This window comes from Gemmatimonas sp. (assembly GCF_031426495.1).
In the GTDB taxonomy this organism is placed as follows: Bacteria; Gemmatimonadota; Gemmatimonadetes; order Gemmatimonadales; family Gemmatimonadaceae; genus Gemmatimonas.
Map to the genome: position 1 here is coordinate 33643 of NZ_JANPLK010000049.1, position 18476 is coordinate 52118.

The 18476-nt window shown below is 66.0% G+C and carries 17 protein-coding genes; 12 read left to right on the forward strand and 5 right to left on the reverse strand.

The window, feature by feature from the left end; genetic code table 11:
• Positions 1–250 precede the first annotated feature (250 nt).
• Complete coding sequence (locus RMP10_RS12605) at positions 251–997, reverse strand: hypothetical protein (protein ID WP_310570595.1); 747 nt, start codon at positions 995–997, stop codon at positions 251–253.
• A gap of 126 nt (positions 998–1123) precedes the next feature.
• On the opposite strand from RMP10_RS12605, the gene RMP10_RS12610 reads away from it, so the two are divergent.
• From RMP10_RS12610 to RMP10_RS12650, 9 genes are all read left to right on the forward strand, one after another.
• Positions 1124–1777: a TetR/AcrR family transcriptional regulator gene (locus tag RMP10_RS12610; protein WP_310570596.1), complete on the forward strand. Its 654-nt coding sequence runs from the start codon at positions 1124–1126 to the stop codon at positions 1775–1777.
• A 387-nt stretch (positions 1778–2164) separates the two neighbouring features.
• Complete coding sequence (locus RMP10_RS12615; RefSeq protein ID WP_310570597.1) at positions 2165–3010, forward strand: hypothetical protein; 846 nt, start codon at positions 2165–2167, stop codon at positions 3008–3010.
• Positions 3011–3065: 55 nt separating this feature from the next.
• Entirely contained in the window at positions 3066–5564 is a 2499-nt protein-coding gene (locus RMP10_RS12620) for a TonB-dependent receptor (protein WP_310570598.1), read from the forward strand.
• A gap of 1 nt (position 5565) precedes the next feature.
• A complete protein-coding gene (locus tag RMP10_RS12625) occupies positions 5566–6450 on the forward strand; it encodes a DUF4249 domain-containing protein (protein ID WP_310570599.1) in 885 nt (294 codons plus the stop codon).
• Between the two features lie 64 nt (positions 6451–6514).
• On the forward strand, positions 6515–7636 hold the full coding sequence (locus RMP10_RS12630) for an NAD(P)-dependent alcohol dehydrogenase (RefSeq protein WP_310570600.1): 1122 nt from the start codon (positions 6515–6517) through the stop codon (positions 7634–7636).
• A gap of 294 nt (positions 7637–7930) precedes the next feature.
• A complete protein-coding gene (locus RMP10_RS12635; protein WP_310570601.1) occupies positions 7931–8506 on the forward strand; it encodes an RNA polymerase sigma factor in 576 nt (191 codons plus the stop codon).
• The gene (locus RMP10_RS12640; RefSeq protein ID WP_310570602.1) at positions 8499–9212 is read left to right on the forward strand and encodes an isoamylase early set domain-containing protein; all 714 of its coding nucleotides are present in this window, start codon (positions 8499–8501) and stop codon (positions 9210–9212) included. Before RMP10_RS12635 ends, RMP10_RS12640 begins: the two co-directional genes overlap by 8 nt.
• Position 9213: 1 nt before the next feature.
• Positions 9214–9894 carry a hypothetical protein gene (locus tag RMP10_RS12645; protein WP_310570603.1) on the forward strand — a complete coding sequence of 227 codons (681 nt, stop codon included), beginning with the start codon at positions 9214–9216 and terminating at the stop codon, positions 9892–9894.
• A gap of 64 nt (positions 9895–9958) precedes the next feature.
• Positions 9959–11170: a hypothetical protein gene (locus tag RMP10_RS12650; RefSeq protein WP_310570604.1), complete on the forward strand. Its 1212-nt coding sequence runs from the start codon at positions 9959–9961 to the stop codon at positions 11168–11170.
• A gap of 188 nt (positions 11171–11358) precedes the next feature.
• Here RMP10_RS12650 and RMP10_RS12655 read toward each other — a convergent pair whose 3' ends face one another.
• The gene (locus tag RMP10_RS12655) at positions 11359–12048 is read right to left on the reverse strand and encodes a DUF4397 domain-containing protein (protein WP_310570605.1); all 690 of its coding nucleotides are present in this window, start codon (positions 12046–12048) and stop codon (positions 11359–11361) included.
• A 177-nt stretch (positions 12049–12225) separates the two neighbouring features.
• Here RMP10_RS12655 and RMP10_RS12660 point away from each other — a divergent pair, with 177 nt between their 5' ends.
• Both RMP10_RS12660 and RMP10_RS12665 read left to right on the forward strand, forming a co-directional pair.
• Entirely contained in the window at positions 12226–13047 is an 822-nt protein-coding gene (locus RMP10_RS12660; RefSeq protein WP_310570606.1) for an AraC family transcriptional regulator, read from the forward strand.
• An 8-nt stretch (positions 13048–13055) separates the two neighbouring features.
• Positions 13056–14591 carry a serine hydrolase domain-containing protein gene (locus tag RMP10_RS12665; RefSeq protein ID WP_310570607.1) on the forward strand — a complete coding sequence of 512 codons (1536 nt, stop codon included), beginning with the start codon at positions 13056–13058 and terminating at the stop codon, positions 14589–14591.
• Between the two features lie 28 nt (positions 14592–14619).
• On the opposite strand, the gene RMP10_RS12670 is transcribed toward RMP10_RS12665, so the two are convergent.
• The 3 genes from RMP10_RS12670 to RMP10_RS12680 all read right to left on the reverse strand — a co-directional run bounded on the left by RMP10_RS12670 (position 14620) and on the right by RMP10_RS12680 (position 17433).
• Entirely contained in the window at positions 14620–15813 is a 1194-nt protein-coding gene (locus RMP10_RS12670) for an FAD-binding oxidoreductase (protein ID WP_310570608.1), read from the reverse strand.
• Positions 15776–16891 carry a S41 family peptidase gene (locus RMP10_RS12675; protein WP_310570609.1) on the reverse strand — a complete coding sequence of 372 codons (1116 nt, stop codon included), beginning with the start codon at positions 16889–16891 and terminating at the stop codon, positions 15776–15778. Before RMP10_RS12675 ends, RMP10_RS12670 begins: the two co-directional genes overlap by 38 nt.
• A gap of 83 nt (positions 16892–16974) precedes the next feature.
• A complete protein-coding gene (locus RMP10_RS12680) occupies positions 16975–17433 on the reverse strand; it encodes a hypothetical protein (protein WP_310570610.1) in 459 nt (152 codons plus the stop codon).
• Between the two features lie 104 nt (positions 17434–17537).
• Here RMP10_RS12680 and RMP10_RS12685 point away from each other — a divergent pair, with 104 nt between their 5' ends.
• A complete protein-coding gene (locus RMP10_RS12685) occupies positions 17538–18329 on the forward strand; it encodes a DUF2490 domain-containing protein (protein ID WP_310570611.1) in 792 nt (263 codons plus the stop codon).
• The last annotated feature ends 147 nt before the right edge of the window (positions 18330–18476 follow it).

An 18476-nucleotide genomic window follows, 5' to 3' on the forward strand; every position in this document is an offset into this window, starting at 1 on the left:
CGTACGAGTGGGTCGGCGGCTTGCCCACGATCACCGCATCGGCACGCACACAGCGGTACTGAGCGCGAGCGCCCCGTTTTGCACCAGAGAAAGCCACGACCGCGTCACCCACGGCAAAGTGGTGGACAGCGGCACCAATCTCCACGATGTCCCCAGTCAATTCCGTGCCAAGGATCGGTTGACGCGGGGCGGTGATACCGAACGCCTGGCGGTCCGTCTTGTCGGCACACCGCGGCCTGCATCTGTGATGTCACGGCGCCGGAGCAGCCTGACGAGCCTTCCGACGGAGGGCGGTGGTCAGGCCGATCCGAATGGCGTACAGGTCAGCCCTTGAGCGCTTGATGTCGAAACCGAGTGACCCATCAGGTTGATCCGTCAAGCCGCCCTTGATGAGATAGTTCCGTTCACCGTGGCTTTCATACCCGACGCCGATGTCAATGCTGGTGCTGCGGTGCACGGGCAACTGCAGGCCAACACCGCCACGCAACACCAGGCCGCCATCGCCAAAATTTTCGTCGGCGGCGACGAAATCCGGAACAAGGCCGCCGCCGAGTCCACTGACGGTCGCGAAGCGGCTCACGCCGAGGAGGCCGTAGCCATAAAGCCGGACCCGTCCGACCGGTACGGCGAACTGTGGCCCGAGTGCCAACGAGAAGATCCCGTTGGCCGTGGTCAGGTCCACGGCCACGCGACAGTGCGGCGCCGTTCCCAGACAATTTCGCTGGCTCTCGTGGCCGTAGTTCAGCCACCCCCCTTCCAACCGCAGCGACACGAGGCCGTATCGGTCGAGCCGCAGTAAGGCATGGGCCTGCCCCCCGGCCGCGTTCTTCACGTTCCGCTTGAACGCGCCGACCGGTTGGCCGGCATCGGCGGTGAGACCAACGTGCCACCGAGGAAGGCGCACGGCGTTGGTGTCCGTGGAAGGCGATTGCTGCTGCCCGAAGGCGAGGGTCGCGAACGAAAGCAGCCCGACAAGGGCGGCAAGGGAACAACGCATGGGGAGAGGGTGCGGAAAGTGTTTACAGACTTACAGTGTATGCTTGAAAGTACGCTGTAAGGTTTTTGCCCGTCAAGCGCGGCCGTGTGCTTGCCATACATTGTTGGGACCTGTAGTGTCCCTTGCATGCCCTCCCCTCGACGCGCGCCACTGAGTCGCGACCGCATTTTGCGCGCTGCCATCGCGCTCGCAGACCGGCACGGTCTCGAGGCGCTCTCCATGCGCAAACTCGCCACGAAGCTCAAGGTCGAAGCGATGTCGCTGTACAATCACGTCGCGAACAAGGACGAACTGCTCGATGGCATGGTCGATGCCGTGATTGGGGAAATCGCGCGGCCGATCCGTGGCGGCGACTGGAAAGCCGCCATGCGTGCGCGTGCCACCTCGGCGCTGGCGGTGATGACGGCCCATCCGTGGGCGCCAATGCTCGTCATGTCACGCATCAGCGTCGGTCCCAACATGCTCGGCTACATCGACGCCACGCTCGCCACGCTGCGCGAGGCGGGATTGTCCTGGTTCGAGACGGATCGCGCGTGGAATGCCATGGACAACTACATCTATGGGTTCGCGATGCAACAGCAGAACTTTCCCGTGAACCCTGACGAATACGCATCGGCGGCGGCGGCCTACTTGCCCATGTTGCCCGCCGATGTGTACCCCTACATGCACGAACTTTCGGCGCTTGTAGCAGATGGTTCGCACGACGGGACACTCGATTTTGCGTTTGGGCTGGAACTGATTCTCGATGGATTGGAGCGGCTGCGGCATACACGCGCATAGGCGCGTGCCAAGGCCACCATTCTGAGAGCAGGTAATCCGCGCCGGCATGGCCAGCGCCGCGACATGGACCAGCTTCGTCTGGCGCGCCTGCCCGTCCGCGCCCTACGCCGCGGAGTGTACGCGATCGTGACCCCATGCAGTTTGTACCCCCTTCGCCTGCAACGGCGTGACGGAATGGTACTCGGCGAGGTATCCGTGGCAGGGCGTCAGTGGATCCGCGAGCCGATGTAGCGCTCAAGCCGTCGGCGCCCATTGAGACCCCTTCTGGTGCCGGGCTCGAAATCGACCGCTGCGGCCGCTCGCTGAAACTTATAGTGTAAGCCTGCGTAACTTACAGTGTAACGGTAAGCGTTCGCGCGCCCCACCATCCTCTTTGACGCACACTCCATGCGATTCCGCTTGTTTCTGTTTCTGGTAACCGCGCTGGTCCCCGTCGCCGGAGCCCAGGCTCAGGCCCAGACGTGCGACGCAACCTTCAGTAAAAAGGGCAACCCGGTCACCGGGCTCAAGTTCACGGCGATGAACAGCGTGGCCGAGTTGTCCACTCGCGACGCCATCAACCAGCTGCGCGGCATCGTGGTCGCACGGGGCTACGATGTACTCGCCTTGGAACCGGAGGCGGGCGACATGCTGCTCGAAATGCCGCAGGCCGCCAACCAACGCTCATTTCCTATCGTGGCCAAGGCAACCTCCGCGGGCACGGTCACCACCGTGCAGTTGCGCGCCAATCTGCGCGCCGGGGTGTCTACCAACAGCGACGCCGTGAAGGCCGAACTGTGCGGTATGCTCACGGCGCTCACCGGCGGTGCGGCCGGCGAAACCGCCGCTCAGCAGGGCCAGCGTGCAACGGCGAGTGCCGCGCCCACCGTCATGAACGCCCAGATGCTCGCCGACCGCCTGTCCAAGGAGCGCGACGGGAACGTGAACGAAATTCCTCTGCGCTACAAGGATCGCGCCTTCTTACTCGAGGGCATGGTGTCATCGGTCATCCGGGATGGCGACAGCTACAGCGTCATCTTCGACATTCTGCCGTGGGAAAAGAAGGCCGTGCACCTGCCGGGTGAGTCGCAGTTCAAAACCGACATTGTCTGCAGGCTCGCGCCCGGCCAGTCCGTATACGCGCTCACGCTCAAGCCGAGAACCAAGGTCACACTCACCGGAACGTACCAGGAATACCGTGAGCTGCCGCTGCCTTCGACGATGTGGTTGTCCAATTGCACGCCGTCCAAGTGATGCGCCGGCCTGACCGCCGCGCCCGATGCATTCATCCACTCATTCCACTCATTTCGTGAACCGCTCGCTGTTCGTCCTCACACTTCTCATTGCTGTGCCGCCATTATCAGCGCAGGCGCCGCCGGTTACTGCGGGCGCGCCGGTGTCTGCATCGAAGCCGCCACGTGGTACCCTGGCGTCGCCAACCGGCCAAGTGGACATCGTCCCGCAGGACACGCTGCCGGCCACCCGCCGCGAGCGCGTGGCCGGGTATGTGCGCAGCCTCGCCTCGGGCGAGGTGCTGCGCGGCGCGCTCGTTCGCGTCGATGCCGACGCGCAGGTACGCCAGACTAATGAAGAGGGGTTCTATGCCCTCGTCCTGCCGGTGGGGCCCCATCGGTTGCGTGTGCGCGCGATCGGGTACGCGCCACTCGACACGACCATCGTGGTCTCCGAACGGCTGGATCTCACGCTCCGGTTGCGACCATCGGAGACGACGCTGCAGGCTGTGCAGGTGCAGGCGAAGCGTGAGGAACGGGCCGACCTGGACCCCGCCGCCCCGCAAATGAGCGTCGTGCGCCTAAGCATGGCCGCGGCCAAGGCGGTGCCACCGGTGCTTGGCGAGGTGGACCCGTTGCGCACCCTCACGCTCCTGCCGGGCGTCTCGACAACGTCCGATGCGTCTACCGCCTTCTCCGTGCGCGGCGGCGGCGTGGACCAGAATCTCATCCTGCTGGATGAGTCCACGATCTACAATCCATCACACATCTTCGGCTTCCTCTCCACGTTCAATGCCGACGCGATCGACAACGTGACACTGTACAAGGGCGGCATTCCGCCTCGCTTCGGCGGACGCCTGTCGTCGGTGGTGGACGTCCGGCAGCGCGATGGGAACCGGGAGGAGTTCGCGGGCACGGCGTCCATCGGCCTGCTCTCCAGCAAGCTGCTGCTGGAAGGGCCGATGCGGGGCAAGCGCGGGTCCTGGATCCTGGCCGCACGGCGCTCCTATGCGGATGCCTTCCTGCCGCTGGCGAGCGACACGAGCGTCCGCGACAGCCGCGCGTACTTCTACGACCTGAATGCCAAGGCGCAGGTCAATATCGGGACCACCGGCGCCCTGATCGCCTCCGGCTACATGGGCCGGGACCTGCTGGGGTTGAGCAACGCCGGTTTCGGCGCCACGTGGGGCAACCGGGCCACCGCGCTGCGCTGGAACCAGGCCTTCGGTGGTCGACTCTTCTCGAAGGTCTCCGGGACGTGGAGCGACTATGACTACAAGCTGGGCTTCCGCGCGGAGCCGAACGATTCGGCGACCTGGGTTGCGGGCATCGTAAGCGCGGACCTGCGGATCGATGAGACCTGGCAGATGACGGCCAACCAGCGGCTCAGCGTCGGCGGTGAGATCACGCGCAACATCTTCCGGCCCGGTCGATTGAGCCCGGTCGGTGACACGGCGGGCTCCAGTTTGCGCACGCGCGAGGTGGAAAAACGCCTTGGCGTCTCCCGCGCCGCCTTCGTGAACTGCGAGATGGACGTGGGCACGCGGCTGGGGCTGCAGGCTGGCCTGCGCTACGCGGACTTTGCCCGCGTGGGCGAGGGGACGCGGTACCGGTACGCGAATGCTGCGCCGTTGGTTTGGAACCCGGCGCTGGGTCGGTACGAGCCTGGGGTGCTGGTGGATAGCAGCCGGGTGCCGCGCGGCACGCGCATGGCGTTCTACGATGGCCTCGAACCGCGCGCGACGGTGCGCTTCTCTCTGACGCCGCAGCACAGCTTGAAGGCCAGCTACGCGCGAACGCAGCAGTTCCTGCAGCTCGTGTCGAATACGAACTCGCCGACGCCGCTGGATGTGTGGGAGCCGGCCGGTCCGTTCATCCGTCCGCAGGTGGCCGATCAGTATGCGTTCGGCTGGACGGGACAGTATCGGGGTGTGGAGCTCACGGCCGAGACGTACTGGAAGCAGGCGCGGAACGTGGTGGACTACATCGATGGGGTGGATGTGTTTCTGAATCCGCGCCTGGAGACGATGCTGGTGCAGGGGGAGGGACGTGCGTACGGACTGGAGCTGTTTGCGCGACGCGCCGAGGGGCGCTTCACCGGCTGGGCGAGCTACACGCTGGCGCGAGCCGAGCAACGCTTTCAGGCGCCGGGGACGACCAATGGCGGGATCAGCGGCGGGCGCTGGTATGCGTCGCCGTTCGACAAGACGCACAACCTGTCGCTGGTGGGGAGCTGGTTGTGGAAGCCGAAGTGGCGCGTCGGTTCAACCTTCCTGCTCGCGTCGGGCCTCCCGGCCACACTGCCGCGCGCGCGCTACTGGGTGGATGGTTTCCTGATGGCGGAGTATGGCGATCGCAATTCATCGCGCCTGCCACTCTATCACCGCCTGGACCTGAGCCTCACGCGGCAGTATCGGCGTGGCGAGCTGCAGTTCGGCCTGATCAACGCCTACAACCGCTTTAACGCGCAATCGCTGCGGGTGCAGCAGCGCAACGACAATTCGCTGGCCGCCGATGCGGTCCAGACCTCGATCTTCGGCATTATCCCGAGCCTGAGCTATGCGTTCCGATTCTGATATGCGCACGCGTCTGACGATAGTGGGAGCTGCGCTGCTCCTGACGATGGGCTGCGAGCGCGTGGTGGACATCACCGTGCCGACGATAGCCACGCGACTGGTGGTGAGCGGGCGGCTTGAACTGGTGCGCGGGGCGCCGTCAAACGGGGCACCGTCGGGGCGGCAGGTCATCACGCTGAGCACCAGCGCGCCGTACTTCGAAACCGCGGGTCCGCCTCCGGCGCGCGGTGCAGAGGTGCGCGTCACGGACAGTCGGGGCATGACGACAGTTTTCCGCGAGCAGGCGAGTGCGCCTGGAGTGTATGTCACCGACAGCCTCGTTCCGGTGCTCCACCGGCGGTACACGCTCCGTGTCCGGTGGAACGACGAGAACTACGAGGGCAGTGACTCGCTGCTGCCGGTCGCCCCGATCGATTCGTTCTACTTCGTGGAGCGGACGGGGCTCTTCGCGCCGCCGGATGTCGCGCGCGAGCCGGGTCCGCGGGCGACGATCGACTTCCGAGACCCGTCCGGCGTGGAGAACTACTACGTCTGGGACCAGTTCGTGGACGGCAAGCGCTTGGTGGAGGCCGATACCGCGTTCCGTTTCCGGCCGATGGAGCGCGACGCCTTCTTCAACGGCGCGCTCGTTCGCGGCTACCAGCCGTACTCGGGCGTCGTGCTGCGCCCGGGCCAGACGGTGCGCCTGCGACACATGTCGCTCAGCGAACAGGGGTATCGCTTCTACCTCGCGCTCAACAACGTGACCCTCGGGGACGGCTCGCCGTTCTCGACGCCGCCGGCTAGCGTGCGCGGCAACGTGGCCAACCTCACGCGGCCGGGGGAGCCGGCGTTGGGGTACTTCCTGGCGGCGGAAGTCGATGAGCGCACCGCGAGGGTGCCGTAGTGGACGCCGACCCCGTTACGCTGCGTTCCGAAACCGTGTTGTGCAGGGCGGCGTACGCCGTTTCATGACCACACGACGCAAACGCCTGAGCGCTGCCGCACTGATCTTCGTCGCAAGCGTGCTCGTCTTTGGCGTCGTCCTCAGCCGGGATGCAGCATGCCCGTCGATGGATGCGACGGCGATCGAGTCAGCACCGGCTGGCGTGTCGACCATGCAGGCCGCCCGCTATCACTGCTACGGGGATACGGACGTCATTCACTGGGAAACGGTCGCTCGCCCTGAGCTTTCCGACAGCAGCGTACTGGTGCGCGTTCACGCGGTTGCGACCAACCCGCTCGATTGGCACTACATGCGCGGCAAGCCGTACATCATGCGACTGTCGAGCGGCATCGGCCGACCGTCAGACGTACGACTGGGGCAGGATTTTGCCGGTGTTGTTGAAGCCGTCGGCGCGAACGTGACACGCTTTGCGTCGGGCGACTCCGTGTTCGGCGCAAGCCCGGGCGCATTTGGAGAGTACATCGCCGTCCGCGAAAACGCGGACATTGCACGCGTACCAGATTCGATGAGTCTGGCCGAAGCGGCGGCGATGCCCGTTGCCGCCACCACCGCACTTCAGGCCGTGCGTGATGCCGGACAGGTGACAACAGGTCAGCGTGTGCTGGTCAACGGTGCATCGGGCGGCGTTGGCACCTATGCTGTGCAAATCGCGAAGTCCCTTGGCGCACATGTCACCGGCGTATCGAGCGCGCGCAATGTGGAGCTGGTGCGATCCCTCGGCGCCGACGCCACCATCGACTACACGAGCGAAGATTTCACGACCGGGACTGCACGTTACGACGTCATCATCGACAACGTCGGCAATCATGCCCCGTCTGTACTGCGCCGGGTGCTGGCGCCCGCTGGCCGCGTCGTCGTGGTGGGCGGCCCGGAGCGCGATCGCTGGTTTGGTCCGATCCGAAATCTGGTCGGCGCACTCGTGTACGGCTGGTTTGTCGAGCCAACGTTCACGGGATTGTTCTCCGAGACGTCGCAGGTGGATCTCGAGTATTTAGCGGCGTTGGTCAGGCTGGGGAGGCTTCACTCCGTGATAGACCGGCAGTTTGAAGCGCCCGAACTACGGGAGGCCATTGCCTATCAGGAAAGCGGCCGCTCGCGCGGGAAGAACATCGTGATCATCCCTTGACGGTCCCTCAACGTTGCCGGCATCCGTGACGTCCTGCCGTGACGTGGCCAGTGACGGGGGGAGCAGTCACCGGGTATGGCCTCACGAACCATCAACCGAGGCGTTCGTGCATAGGGTCAAGCGTATTGCCAGTCAACTCCGTGGTCATGTCCGCATACCCCTGCCGAAGCCGCTGCTCATCGCGTCGCTGTGCGCGTTGGAATTTGCCGCTGGCGGTTACGCCGACGACACCCACACACCCTTCGAGGGCACGAACGTCACGCGAGTGACGCTCTGAGCCGCGTACTGACGCACATGTCGTCGCTCTCCGACTCCGCTACGCTGCGCCGCACGCTGCAACACGCGCGGCAGGGCGACCGTGCGAGCTTCACGCAGCTCGTGGAGCACTACTATCCGCGCGCGATGCGGTTCGCCTTGCAGATGTTGCGCAGCCGTGAAGATGCGGAAGAGGCGGTGCAGGACACCTTCCTGCGGGTGAACGACAATCTCGCCAGGTTCCGCGACGATGCGCCGTTCGATCCGTGGTTCTTCCGCATTCTCGGCAATCGCTGCCGCACGATGCTGGCGCGTCGAAAAAGACACCACGAGGTGGTCGAATACGGTGACCCGCCGGATGCTGCCGCCAACTCGAGCACGGCGGACCTTCGCCACGACGGCTTTGCGCGCGATGTGCAGCGCGCACTCGCCGAGCTTCCTGCCGAACAGCGCGAAGCATTTCTGTTGCGCCACGTGAACGAGATGGAGTACGACGAGATGACGATCGTGACCGGCGCCAAGGGCTCCACGTTACGCATGCGCGTGAAGCGCGCCATCGATGCACTGCGCGGCAAGCTGCAGGCGCTGCAGAACGCAGGAGCGTTCCATGAATGACCGACGCTCGCACCACGAGCAGGATGAACGGCACGACCCGCGTGAAGCGTTGCCGCTCGACGACGAACTGATGCTCGCGCAGGTGAAGGCGGTACTCACACCGATGCCCCAGGTCGATCGTCGGCACATCGCGCAGATTTTGGCCGCCACGAGAAATCGCCAGCGCACGAGCGTGCAGCGGGTCGTCGCGCGACTCGGCGATGCGCTCGACTGGTGGCGCTTCCACACGCCTCCACTCGCACGCGGCGCGACGCTGGCCACTGCTGCACTTGCCGTCGGCTTCGTGGCGCGCGGGTACGTCATGCGCTCCGAGCCCGGGCTCCCCGGGACCGGGCTCCCCGCGTCCATTTCGACGCGCGTAGCCGTTCGCGAACGTCTCAGCGCCCCGGACACCCTTCAGGCGGTGAACGGTATGGCCGATCAGCGGGAGCAGCGCGTGACCACGCAATTCGTCCTCGATGCGCGCGACGTGCCCACGGCGCATCGCGTCTCCATTGTCGGTGACTTCAACGACTGGAACGGCAGCGCCACACCGCTCGCGCTCGATCATGGCGCCTGGACCATCACGGTGCCGCTGCCACCGGGACGCCACGTGTATGCGTTCGTCGTGAACGGCGACCGCTGGATTCGCGATCCGCGGGCAGCAGAAGCCATCGACAACGATTTCGGTCGGCCGGGCTCCGTCATCATCGTGCAGGCGCCGTGACATGATCACCCCGTCCACATTCCGCGCACGTGCTGCCCGTGTGGCGCTGGTCGCACTGTTGTTCGGCGCCGCTCCATTACGCGCGCAGGACGCGTCGCCGTTCGATGCCATCGCCGACGATGCCACGAAGGCTGCGCTGCGTTCGATCATCGCGGACGCCGCCGCGCGGGGGCTTCCCACGGGCGCCCTCGTCACGAAAGTGCGCGAGGGCATCGCGAAACACGCGGCCCCTGAGCGTATCCGCAGTGCCACGGCGTTGCTCGCGGACCGACTCGCCGTGGCGAATACCGCTATTGCTCCCACCCGCAGCAGCGACGAACTCACCGCTGCGGCCGACGCGCTGCAGGTCGGTATCCCGGCGTCCACCTTGCGCGACATGCGTCAGCTCTGGCCTCAACGTCCGCTCACCGTGCCGCTTGGTGTTCTCTCCGAGCTCGTGGCGAGTGGCGTGTCCAAGCCCATCGCTACGCGTCGCGTGCGTGACCTCCTCATGAAGGGGGCCAACACCACACAGTTCGCCTTACTTGGCACGTCCGTGCAGAGCGATATCGCGGCGGGACTCGCTCCTGATGCATCCATGGAGCTCCGCTCCAAGGGCGTGCTGTCGCTCATCGAACAGCGGTCCACGGGCGCCGGGGTGACCTCGGAGGGTTCGCCAACCCGCCCACCTGGTAAGCGCTGACGCGCACAAATTCATGCAACAAAAGGGGTCGCGCCGAATCATGACCAGTCACTAGCGTACAGGGGTGATCTGTCGTCAGCTATTCAGCCTCCTGATCTTCTGCAGCGCGTCTCCCGCGCTGGCGCAGTCTTCGAGTGGGCGCACCACCGCGTGGCTCGACGTGGGTGGCGCGCGCGTTCGACAGCCCACCAGCAATAGCCGTTCGGCAGGCGCGCTGGGTGGCGGCATGTGGCACGCCCGCGATCGCGTATCCGTCGCCGCTGAGGGCAGCGTCATCGCCGCACGAGACAGCATCAGTGCTGCGCAGTACATCGCGCGGGCATCACTGCTGCCAACGGCGTGGTCGCGCACCGACGTCGACGTCAGTGCCACCACGAATGGGATCGTGCTTCCGGGGCGCAACGGCAATCGCTCGGCGATGCTGCGCCAGTTCTGGCGTTTCGGTGCGCTGGAGTTTTCCGGGTCCGCCGGAGCGGGTCGTACGTCGCGTCTGCAGAATACCAGCAGCGGGCACGCCGTTGGCACTGGCGCCGAGTGGCGGTACGAGCGTGCCGGTGGCCAGTGGCGGTTGGGGACATCGCTGCAGCGCAGCTACAGCAACGACTATCAGTTCATGGAAGCGTCAGGCGTGACGCTTTCGCGCCTCGCGTCGCGCTATACGCTCGATGACGTGAACGCGCAGCTCTCCTGGCAGCGCGGCGCACTGTGGCTGAACGCGCAGCGCGGGTGGCGTCGCGGGGTGAGCGCCACCGTGGGACGTGCTGGCAGCTTCAATCTGTCCGCGGTGTACTCCATGAATACGACCACCACACTCATCGTGCAGACCGGTGAGCAGATGGCCGATGTGGTTCGTGGGGTACCGCAGGCTCGGTATACCGGTGTGACGATGCGCTGGAGTCCCAGACGCGCCCGCGCGCTTCCCTCTGCCCTACGCGCATCGGCGGACACCCGCACGTCGCCCGGAGTGAGCGTGGTGCTCGTCCCCGACATCAAGAGTGACGAAGTGCTGCTGCAGCGGACGGAGGGCATTGGCACCATTGTCGTCACCATTTCGGCGCCGGCGCATGCCGTCGTGCAACTGGCCACGAGCCATGACGACTGGCAACCCGTTCAACTCGCGCGTTGCGGTGACGTGTTCGTGCACCAGCTCACATTGCCCTCAGGGGCGCACAAGATCTCGGTTCGTGTGAATGGCGGTGACTGGCGTGCCCCACGCGGATTGGCGCAGGTGCGTGACGATTTTGGCGGCAAGATGGGCGTGGTCGTGATTCCCTGACGTCCGTCCGTTGACCCTCGTGAGCACGCTACTGATCGGTCTGTTGCATTGGCCTACACGATATCACCCGCGATGGCCGCTGTTGCACCGTTGGCTCGGGCGTGTGTACGCTGCGCAGCTACGCGCTCACCGACAGCCAAACGAGTGGCGTAGCACGACCGGTCAGGCCCGCCACTCGGCCGTGTCGCTTACCGGTCGGTGAGCGTAATGCCCTCGAGCGGCGTGCCGCCTCCCGTTTTCTCGACGGCAATGATCGAACGAATGCCACCCGCGGCAACCTGTACGCCACTTAGAGTCAACAGCGCAGTCTTGTTGCCCGCCGCGGTGAGGACGACGACGTAGGTACCGGCATCACGATCGATGTACGCCGATGCCGCCCGCGCTGCCAGATTGGACGCGGCCGGGGTTGCTGTGGCGAGATCGTTGGCATTGGCGAGCACGTACACGTCCACGGCGCCCGCACCAGCCGCCGCGTGAATGGCGCGGAGCTTCACTTTGCCTGCTGCCGGCGTCGCGTTGTCGTCGGTGAGCACCAAGGATTGTGGTGCCGCTTCGGTACCGAGTGCGATCACCGTGTAGTCCGCGCCGTTCGCAACCGTTGCATTCACAGACAGCAAATCGGTCGCGACGCCCGACTTGCGGAATTTGACGGCAGTCGCACCAACTGCCGTCGCCTTGTATCCATCCGACCCTTTGTATGCAACGTTGGTCTTGTACGAAGTGGTATTGAACAGCATGTCCATTGTCGCCACGTTGCTGATGGCGTGCATAGCGCGGACACGCCCCTGCGCGGTCGGACGCACCGGGTCGTCATCGTCGCACGCAGCGAGAGTGAACGTGGCCAAAGCGGCGAGAGCAATTCGGGAAGACCAACGCATACGGGAACTCCGTGTCGAAGAACCGCGATGAGCGACCCCATGTCGTCATCGAGGCGCCATACTCGCGATGGCGAAGGCGTGTCACAGATGGTGTTCGGTTGTCGCGAGCGCTCACGCGGGCTCGACACGTCAGCGCCCGCGCCGAAACCCACCTCGCGTCGCCACGTACGACACACTATGTCCACTGTTCTCACGCTGACGCGCGCGCATTACGAGGGCGCACTGGTGCAGCCGCCGCACGCGCACGACGCGCTGCAGATCTCGATGCTCCTCACGGGCCGCGTCGAGGAAACGGTAGGGGGCACCACCCATGACGCGGCACCGCTGCACGTTGCCGTGAAGGACGCCGGGCTCGAGCACGCCAACCGGTGGGCCGAGGGCGGCACCACGCTTCTGCGTCTCGAGGCGCCGGGGAAGAGTCTGGCGTCTCTCACCGGCCATCCCACCGCCCCCACGTGGCGCTGGCGCTTCGATCCCACGGCGATTCGCGCCTTCCTGCGCCTTGCGGCCAGCGTCAACGCTGAGGGCGTGATCGACGGGGATACCGACGGCAGTGACCTGCTCGCTGCGCTCGTGGCTGAGCCGCGCGACACGCCGAGCGGGACGCCGCCACGATGGCTGACCGACCTGATCGAGCGTCTGGTGGCCGAGTGGACGCCGAGGCTCGATACGGGCGTGATCGCGACGTGGGCCCACGTGCACCCAGTCTATCTGGCCCGCTGCGTCCGCCGATGGTACGGCGTATCCGTGGGAGATCTACTGCGCCGCGAACGGCTGCGGCACACGGTACAGCGTCTCGCCAATAGCCGCGAGCGCATCGCGATGGTGGCCCACGCCAGTGGCTTCGCCGACGAAGCGCATTGCACGCGTACGGTCCGTGACGCGCTGGGCTCACCGCCGGCGGCGCTGCGGCGCCAGCTGCGTGCGCCGGCACCCGCGCACTCGGCGATGCCGAAGTCGGTTGCGCCAATTCAAGTGAGCGGTCGCACCGCCTGTTAGCGTGGCGGATGCACTTACGCCTCTCCCTTTGCACGATCCCGGGCACGCTCTCGCTCCTGAGCGCCGTCGCTCTCCCGGCGCAGTCCGCATCACGCATGGCCGATACCATGCTGGTTCGTGCCGTGGATTCGCTGGTGCAGAACGCTGTTGTACGTGGTATCACGCCAGGTTTCGGGCTCGCCATCGTGCGTGATGGTCACGTGCTGGCACGACGGGCCTTCGGAATGGCCAACGCGTCGCGCGGCATTCGCGCCACACCCCAGACACACTGGTACCTCGCGTCCACATCGAAGTCGCTCACCGGCTTCGCCATGGCGCTATTGGCCGATCTCGGCACACTGCCGTTCTCCACCAGCGTTCGCGACGCGCTTCCCGGTAGTTTGTGGCATGACGACGTGGTCGTGGATGCACTCACGATCGCGCAGCTGCTGTCGCACACGCACAACCTTACCGACAACGTGATCGTGGTGTCGTCGGCGTTCACGGGAGCGATTCCTGAGTCGCAGTGGCCCGCCCTGTTGGCGAGCGTTCTACCGGCGCGACGCCCGGCACTCATCTACAGCAACTTCGGCTACAACGTCGCCGGCATGATCCTCGACCGGCGCACACGGGGTGGCTGGCGCGAGCTTCTCGACTCCGCCGTGCTTCACCCGGCCGGCATGCGGCATACCACCGCGCGAGTATCATCCGTGCGACCGGCGCTGCTCGCCATGCCACACGACTATGCGTCCCTGGGCTTCACCACGCTGCCGTTCGAGAAGCGCGACCAGACTATGCACGCGGCCGGTGGACATGTGGCCACCCTCGACGATCTGGCTCGCTGGGTGCAGATCCAGCTCGACAGCGGAGTCGTTGACGGTCGACGAGTCTTTCCGGCGACGGCGGTGCGTCTCGCGCACACGCTCATTGCCGCGCACACCGAAAGCCGAGGCAAGCGCTACGCGTACTTCGATCGCGACGGCTGGAGTGCGGGGTGGGACGTTGGCCGGTACGATGGTGAGCCGATGGTGAGTCGGTTCGGCGGGTACGCCACGATGCGCTCGCATGTGTCGTTCCTCCCCGAGCGTCACATCGGTGTGGTGGCTATGTCCAACGGGGGACTCGGATCGTCGCTCACCGATGTGGTGGCGGCGTACGTCTACGATCTCGATGGTGGGCGACCCGATGCCGCTACGCGCGCGTGGACCCGCGTGGACTCACTGTACACGAGTCTCCCCGAATCACGTCGCGCCGCACTGCTCGCCGACTCCCAAGCGCGTACGCAGGAGCGCACACCGCCGGGCGTTCCGATTGGCACGCTGCTCGGCCACTATACCAGTCCCGAGCTTGGCACGCTCATCATCCTGCGGAACGGCCCCTCCATCGCTGTGCGGTGGGGCGTACTTGCGGCGCCGGTGCGAACGGTCGACGCCGCGGACGGTACGTATCGCGTCGCTGGCGGTGGCACCGAGTTCTCGCTGCGATTTGAGTGGAGCGGCGACGCCGGGCGCTCGCCTGCCACTGCGGCGGTGGTGAACGGGAGCGTGATGAGGCGCGTGAGGTAGTGAGGTACGTCGCCGGTCGCCGTCGCCGTCAGGACAGCGACGGGGCGATCACCGTTGGCACCTCGGGCGACCAGCGTTCCCCGTGCAGCACCCGCGCCGGCGCGAGGTTGCCGTCCAGCGCCGCGGCGACCACGGCACGACCACTGAGGGCCCCAATCACATTGCCGGTCCCTGAGTAGCCGCCCAGCGCCCACACGCCCTCACGCACCTGCTCGAGAACCGGCAATCCGCTCTCCGTGTAGCCGGCGCAGGCCGCCCATCGGTGCGTGATCGGCGCCGACACGCCGAGGTGCGTGCGCACGAATGCTTCCAGCAGCTCCTGCACCGGCGCCGTGGGTCGCGCTTCGAGGCTCCACTCGCTGGGCCCCGCCTGATCGCGGAACCCGCCGATCGTGAGCGACCCGTCGGGCAACTGCTGCCAGTACTCGTACCCCTCGCGGTAATACATCGGGCACGGCACGGTGATCTCGGTGGTGGGCGCGGTGGCCAGCATCTGCAGTCGCGCCGTGCGCACCCGACCAGCAAGTTCGGGCAGCAGCACCTCGAGTCGGCCGTCGATCGCCACGATCACCCGCTGGCAATGCACCGTACCTTCGGCGGTGTCCACACGCGTGCCCTGCACCGCGGTGACCGGCGATCGCGAGAACAGCTGCGCACCCGCCTGCACCGCATGGCGCGCCAGTATGCGACAGCGCGCGAGTGGATTGAACGACGCGTCGCTGGGGAACGTGAGTCCTACGCCGTCGGCTGCCTCGTACCATTCGCAGGCCAGTCCATCGGCCTGCATGGCCACCATCTGCGCCCGACAGTCGTCGATCTCCCATGCATCGGCAGCGATGCGGCGCGAGCCCACGAACCGCACCGTGCCCGGCGCGGCTTCGGCGATGCGCTGCATCTCCACCAGGGTGGCCTGATAGATCGCGAACGCGCGATCGCGACCGTGCTTGCGCACCGCGTCGTGATAGAAGTCGTATGCACCGGCCAACAGGAAGCCGCCGTTCCGACCAGCGGCACCAGCGGCCACGTCGCTCGCGTCGAGTCCGACCACGGCCTCACCGCGCGCGAGAAGTTCCTCGATGACGGTGAGACCGGAACCGCCCAGTCCGACGACGCACGTGCCGGTGGTGATCTCCCCTCGAAGCGAGGGGAACGGCGTCCACAACTGATCGTCCCAAACGGGCTGGTTATCGGATGTCACTTCTCGCTTCAGATCGGGCCTCATGCGAAGACGCGGGAGCGATACGGTACACCCCGTTGCGCTCGCCGAGCAATCCCACCGCGGCGTCGATCAGCGGATCACGCGCGCTGTCATAGTTGGCCGGATCCCACATCATGGCCAGATGCGGGGCCACTCCTCGGCCCTCGATGGGGCGTTTGTCGGGGCCGAACTCGAGCCAGCGCGGCACCGTGAAGCGCCACCCGTTGCCGAGCGCGAACGTGGCCGGATTGCCCGATGCGCCACCGGTGGTGTCGCCGACCACGGTCACCTGCGGCAACGTGCGCATGGCCGCGACGAAGCTCTCCGTGGCGCTGAATCCACCGCGTCCGGACAGGACCACTACGGGTCGCGTGAACTGCCAGCCTCCCCGTGGACCGATGGTGCGCGCGAGCGGCATCTCGATGTTCTTCACCAACGAGTCCATGCGGATCTCGACGTACGACGCGGTGAAGGCGCGGGTGGTGAATCGGCTGGCGAAGGCGAGGGCGGTCTGATCGGTGCCGCCAGCGTTGTTGCGCACATCGATGATCAAGCCCGGGGCGTCGCGCATGCGCGAGAGTGCCAGATCCAGCGCGTCCTGATTGACCGGCTCCTTCCACGAGCCGATGTACAGATAGGCGTACCCACCCACCGTGCCTTCGCCGAGATCGCGATGGTGCGCGAGATAACTCGCGTCGCGCATCGCCGATTCCCACCGCGCCCGTTCGAAGTTGGCGAGCACAGCAGGACGGAAGGTGGGCACCACCTGCCCGCGCGGATCGACCAGCCACACATGCAGATCGCGCAATGGCGTGAGCATGTCGACGAGCACGGCGATCAGCTCATCCTGCGAGCGTGCCCGCTGCGCCCGGGCGCGATACGTGGCGCGCTGGGCGCGCCAATCAACCTGCTTGTACGCAAATGACGGATAGACGTCATCGAATCGCGTCCACAGGGTATCGAACTGTTCCACGAACGAGCGCGACGGTGCCGGCGAAACACGCTCCGCATCGTTCGCGCGAAGCGAGGGGACAACACACGCCACACTCGACGCCGCAGCGCCCAGCGCCAGCCACACTTTCCAGTGCCCTGCGCGTCTCATACTCTATAACATCGAGTCCAGACCGACGCAGGTAAAGTGCGCCGGCTCCATTCGTCCCTGAAATCGGAACGTCGACCCCGGGCTCAGAGCCCGGTGATGCCCTTGGCCACCTGACGCACCAGCACGGCCAACTCCGGCGAGCTCTGAATCGACTGCAGAAAGAGCCGCTGGAAGGCATCGCCCTCGGCATCGGCCTTCAGCAGCTCGAGTGACTGCTCGAACAAGGCGTTGGCTTCGACGCTGCCGAGCTTCTGCTTCTTGTCGGAGGTGCGCTCGTCGATCAAGAGCACCATCTGTCCCATCGGCCGCAGCCAGTCAAACCAGGGATCGTTGATGACGAGCTGGAGGAAGGCGCTGTTGTTGGCGATCCGGCCATGCTGCTTCTCGTACCGGTTGCGCTCGGCTTCGAGCAGGCCCCGGTGGACACGCAACAGGTCGTGCCGAACGGTGTCGAGACGACGAAGGTCGGTGGCTGTGGCCTCCGGGACCTCGATGTGCGAGGATGGACGATCGGGTGCGAAGTCAGCGGTCGAGTCGGTCATGCAAGCCTCCGAACGCGCCCGGAGGCGCGAGTGATTCAGTGGGATACGGTCGAAAGATATCGTGACACCTTCGCGCGCGTCTGCACAACAGCTGATACTTCCGGATGCGCAATTCTCCCGTCCCCCTCCGCTCCCGCGCCCGCGCCGTCCTGCTGCTGGCCTCGTTCTGCGCGCTCGCACCAACCCTCGCGCGGTCGCAGTCCGCGGCCCCCTGGCGCACGGTACGGCAGGACCACCTGTGGCTGGCCACCTTCATCGATCAGCCCATCACCACGCGCTGGGCTTTTCTGGGCGACGTGCAGTGGCGGCGTACCGATGGCGTCCAAAAGCCGCAGCAACTGCTCACCCGAGGATCGATCACGTATCGCGTGACACCGGGCTTCCGCCTGGGTGCGGGGCTCAACTATTTGGCGACGGCGCCATACGGTGAGCTGCCTTCGGCCCGGCCGCTCCGCGATCGCCAGATTTTCTACATCGCGCAAATCAACCAGAAGCTGGCCGGTGTTGACGTGATGCATCGCTATCGGTTCGAGAACCGTTGGCTCGCCGACGTGCTGGCCAACGCCGCCGGCGACGATTCGCTCAGTGACTCACGCTTCGCGCAACGCGCCCGATACATGCTGCGGGGATCACGGCCGCTGGGCGGGCTCACGCTACGCACGCAACCGGTGATCGGGATCGTGCAGAATGAGATGTTCGTGGGGATTTCGCGCGCCGATCGCGGCGTAGCGGTCGACCAGAATCGCTTCTCCTTCGGCGCGGGCCTGCCGCTGTCGACCACGAAGCGGCTCGACGTGCTCTGGCTGCAGCAGTGGATCCCGGTGTCGCGGGCCCGCGCCAGCGAGAACAACCGGACGCTTTGGATCGTGCTGAACCACACGGGCAAGGGGCGCTAGGCGGCGCGCTCGGCGGCGCGCTCGTGGCACTCGTCCCACGGCCGAGCGTTTCGACGGCGCGTTGCGTTAGGGGTGGGGGTCGCGTAGCATCGGCGGGGGTGTCGCCCCGGTCGATGCGAAGGCGACCCACTGATTGACATCTGACCG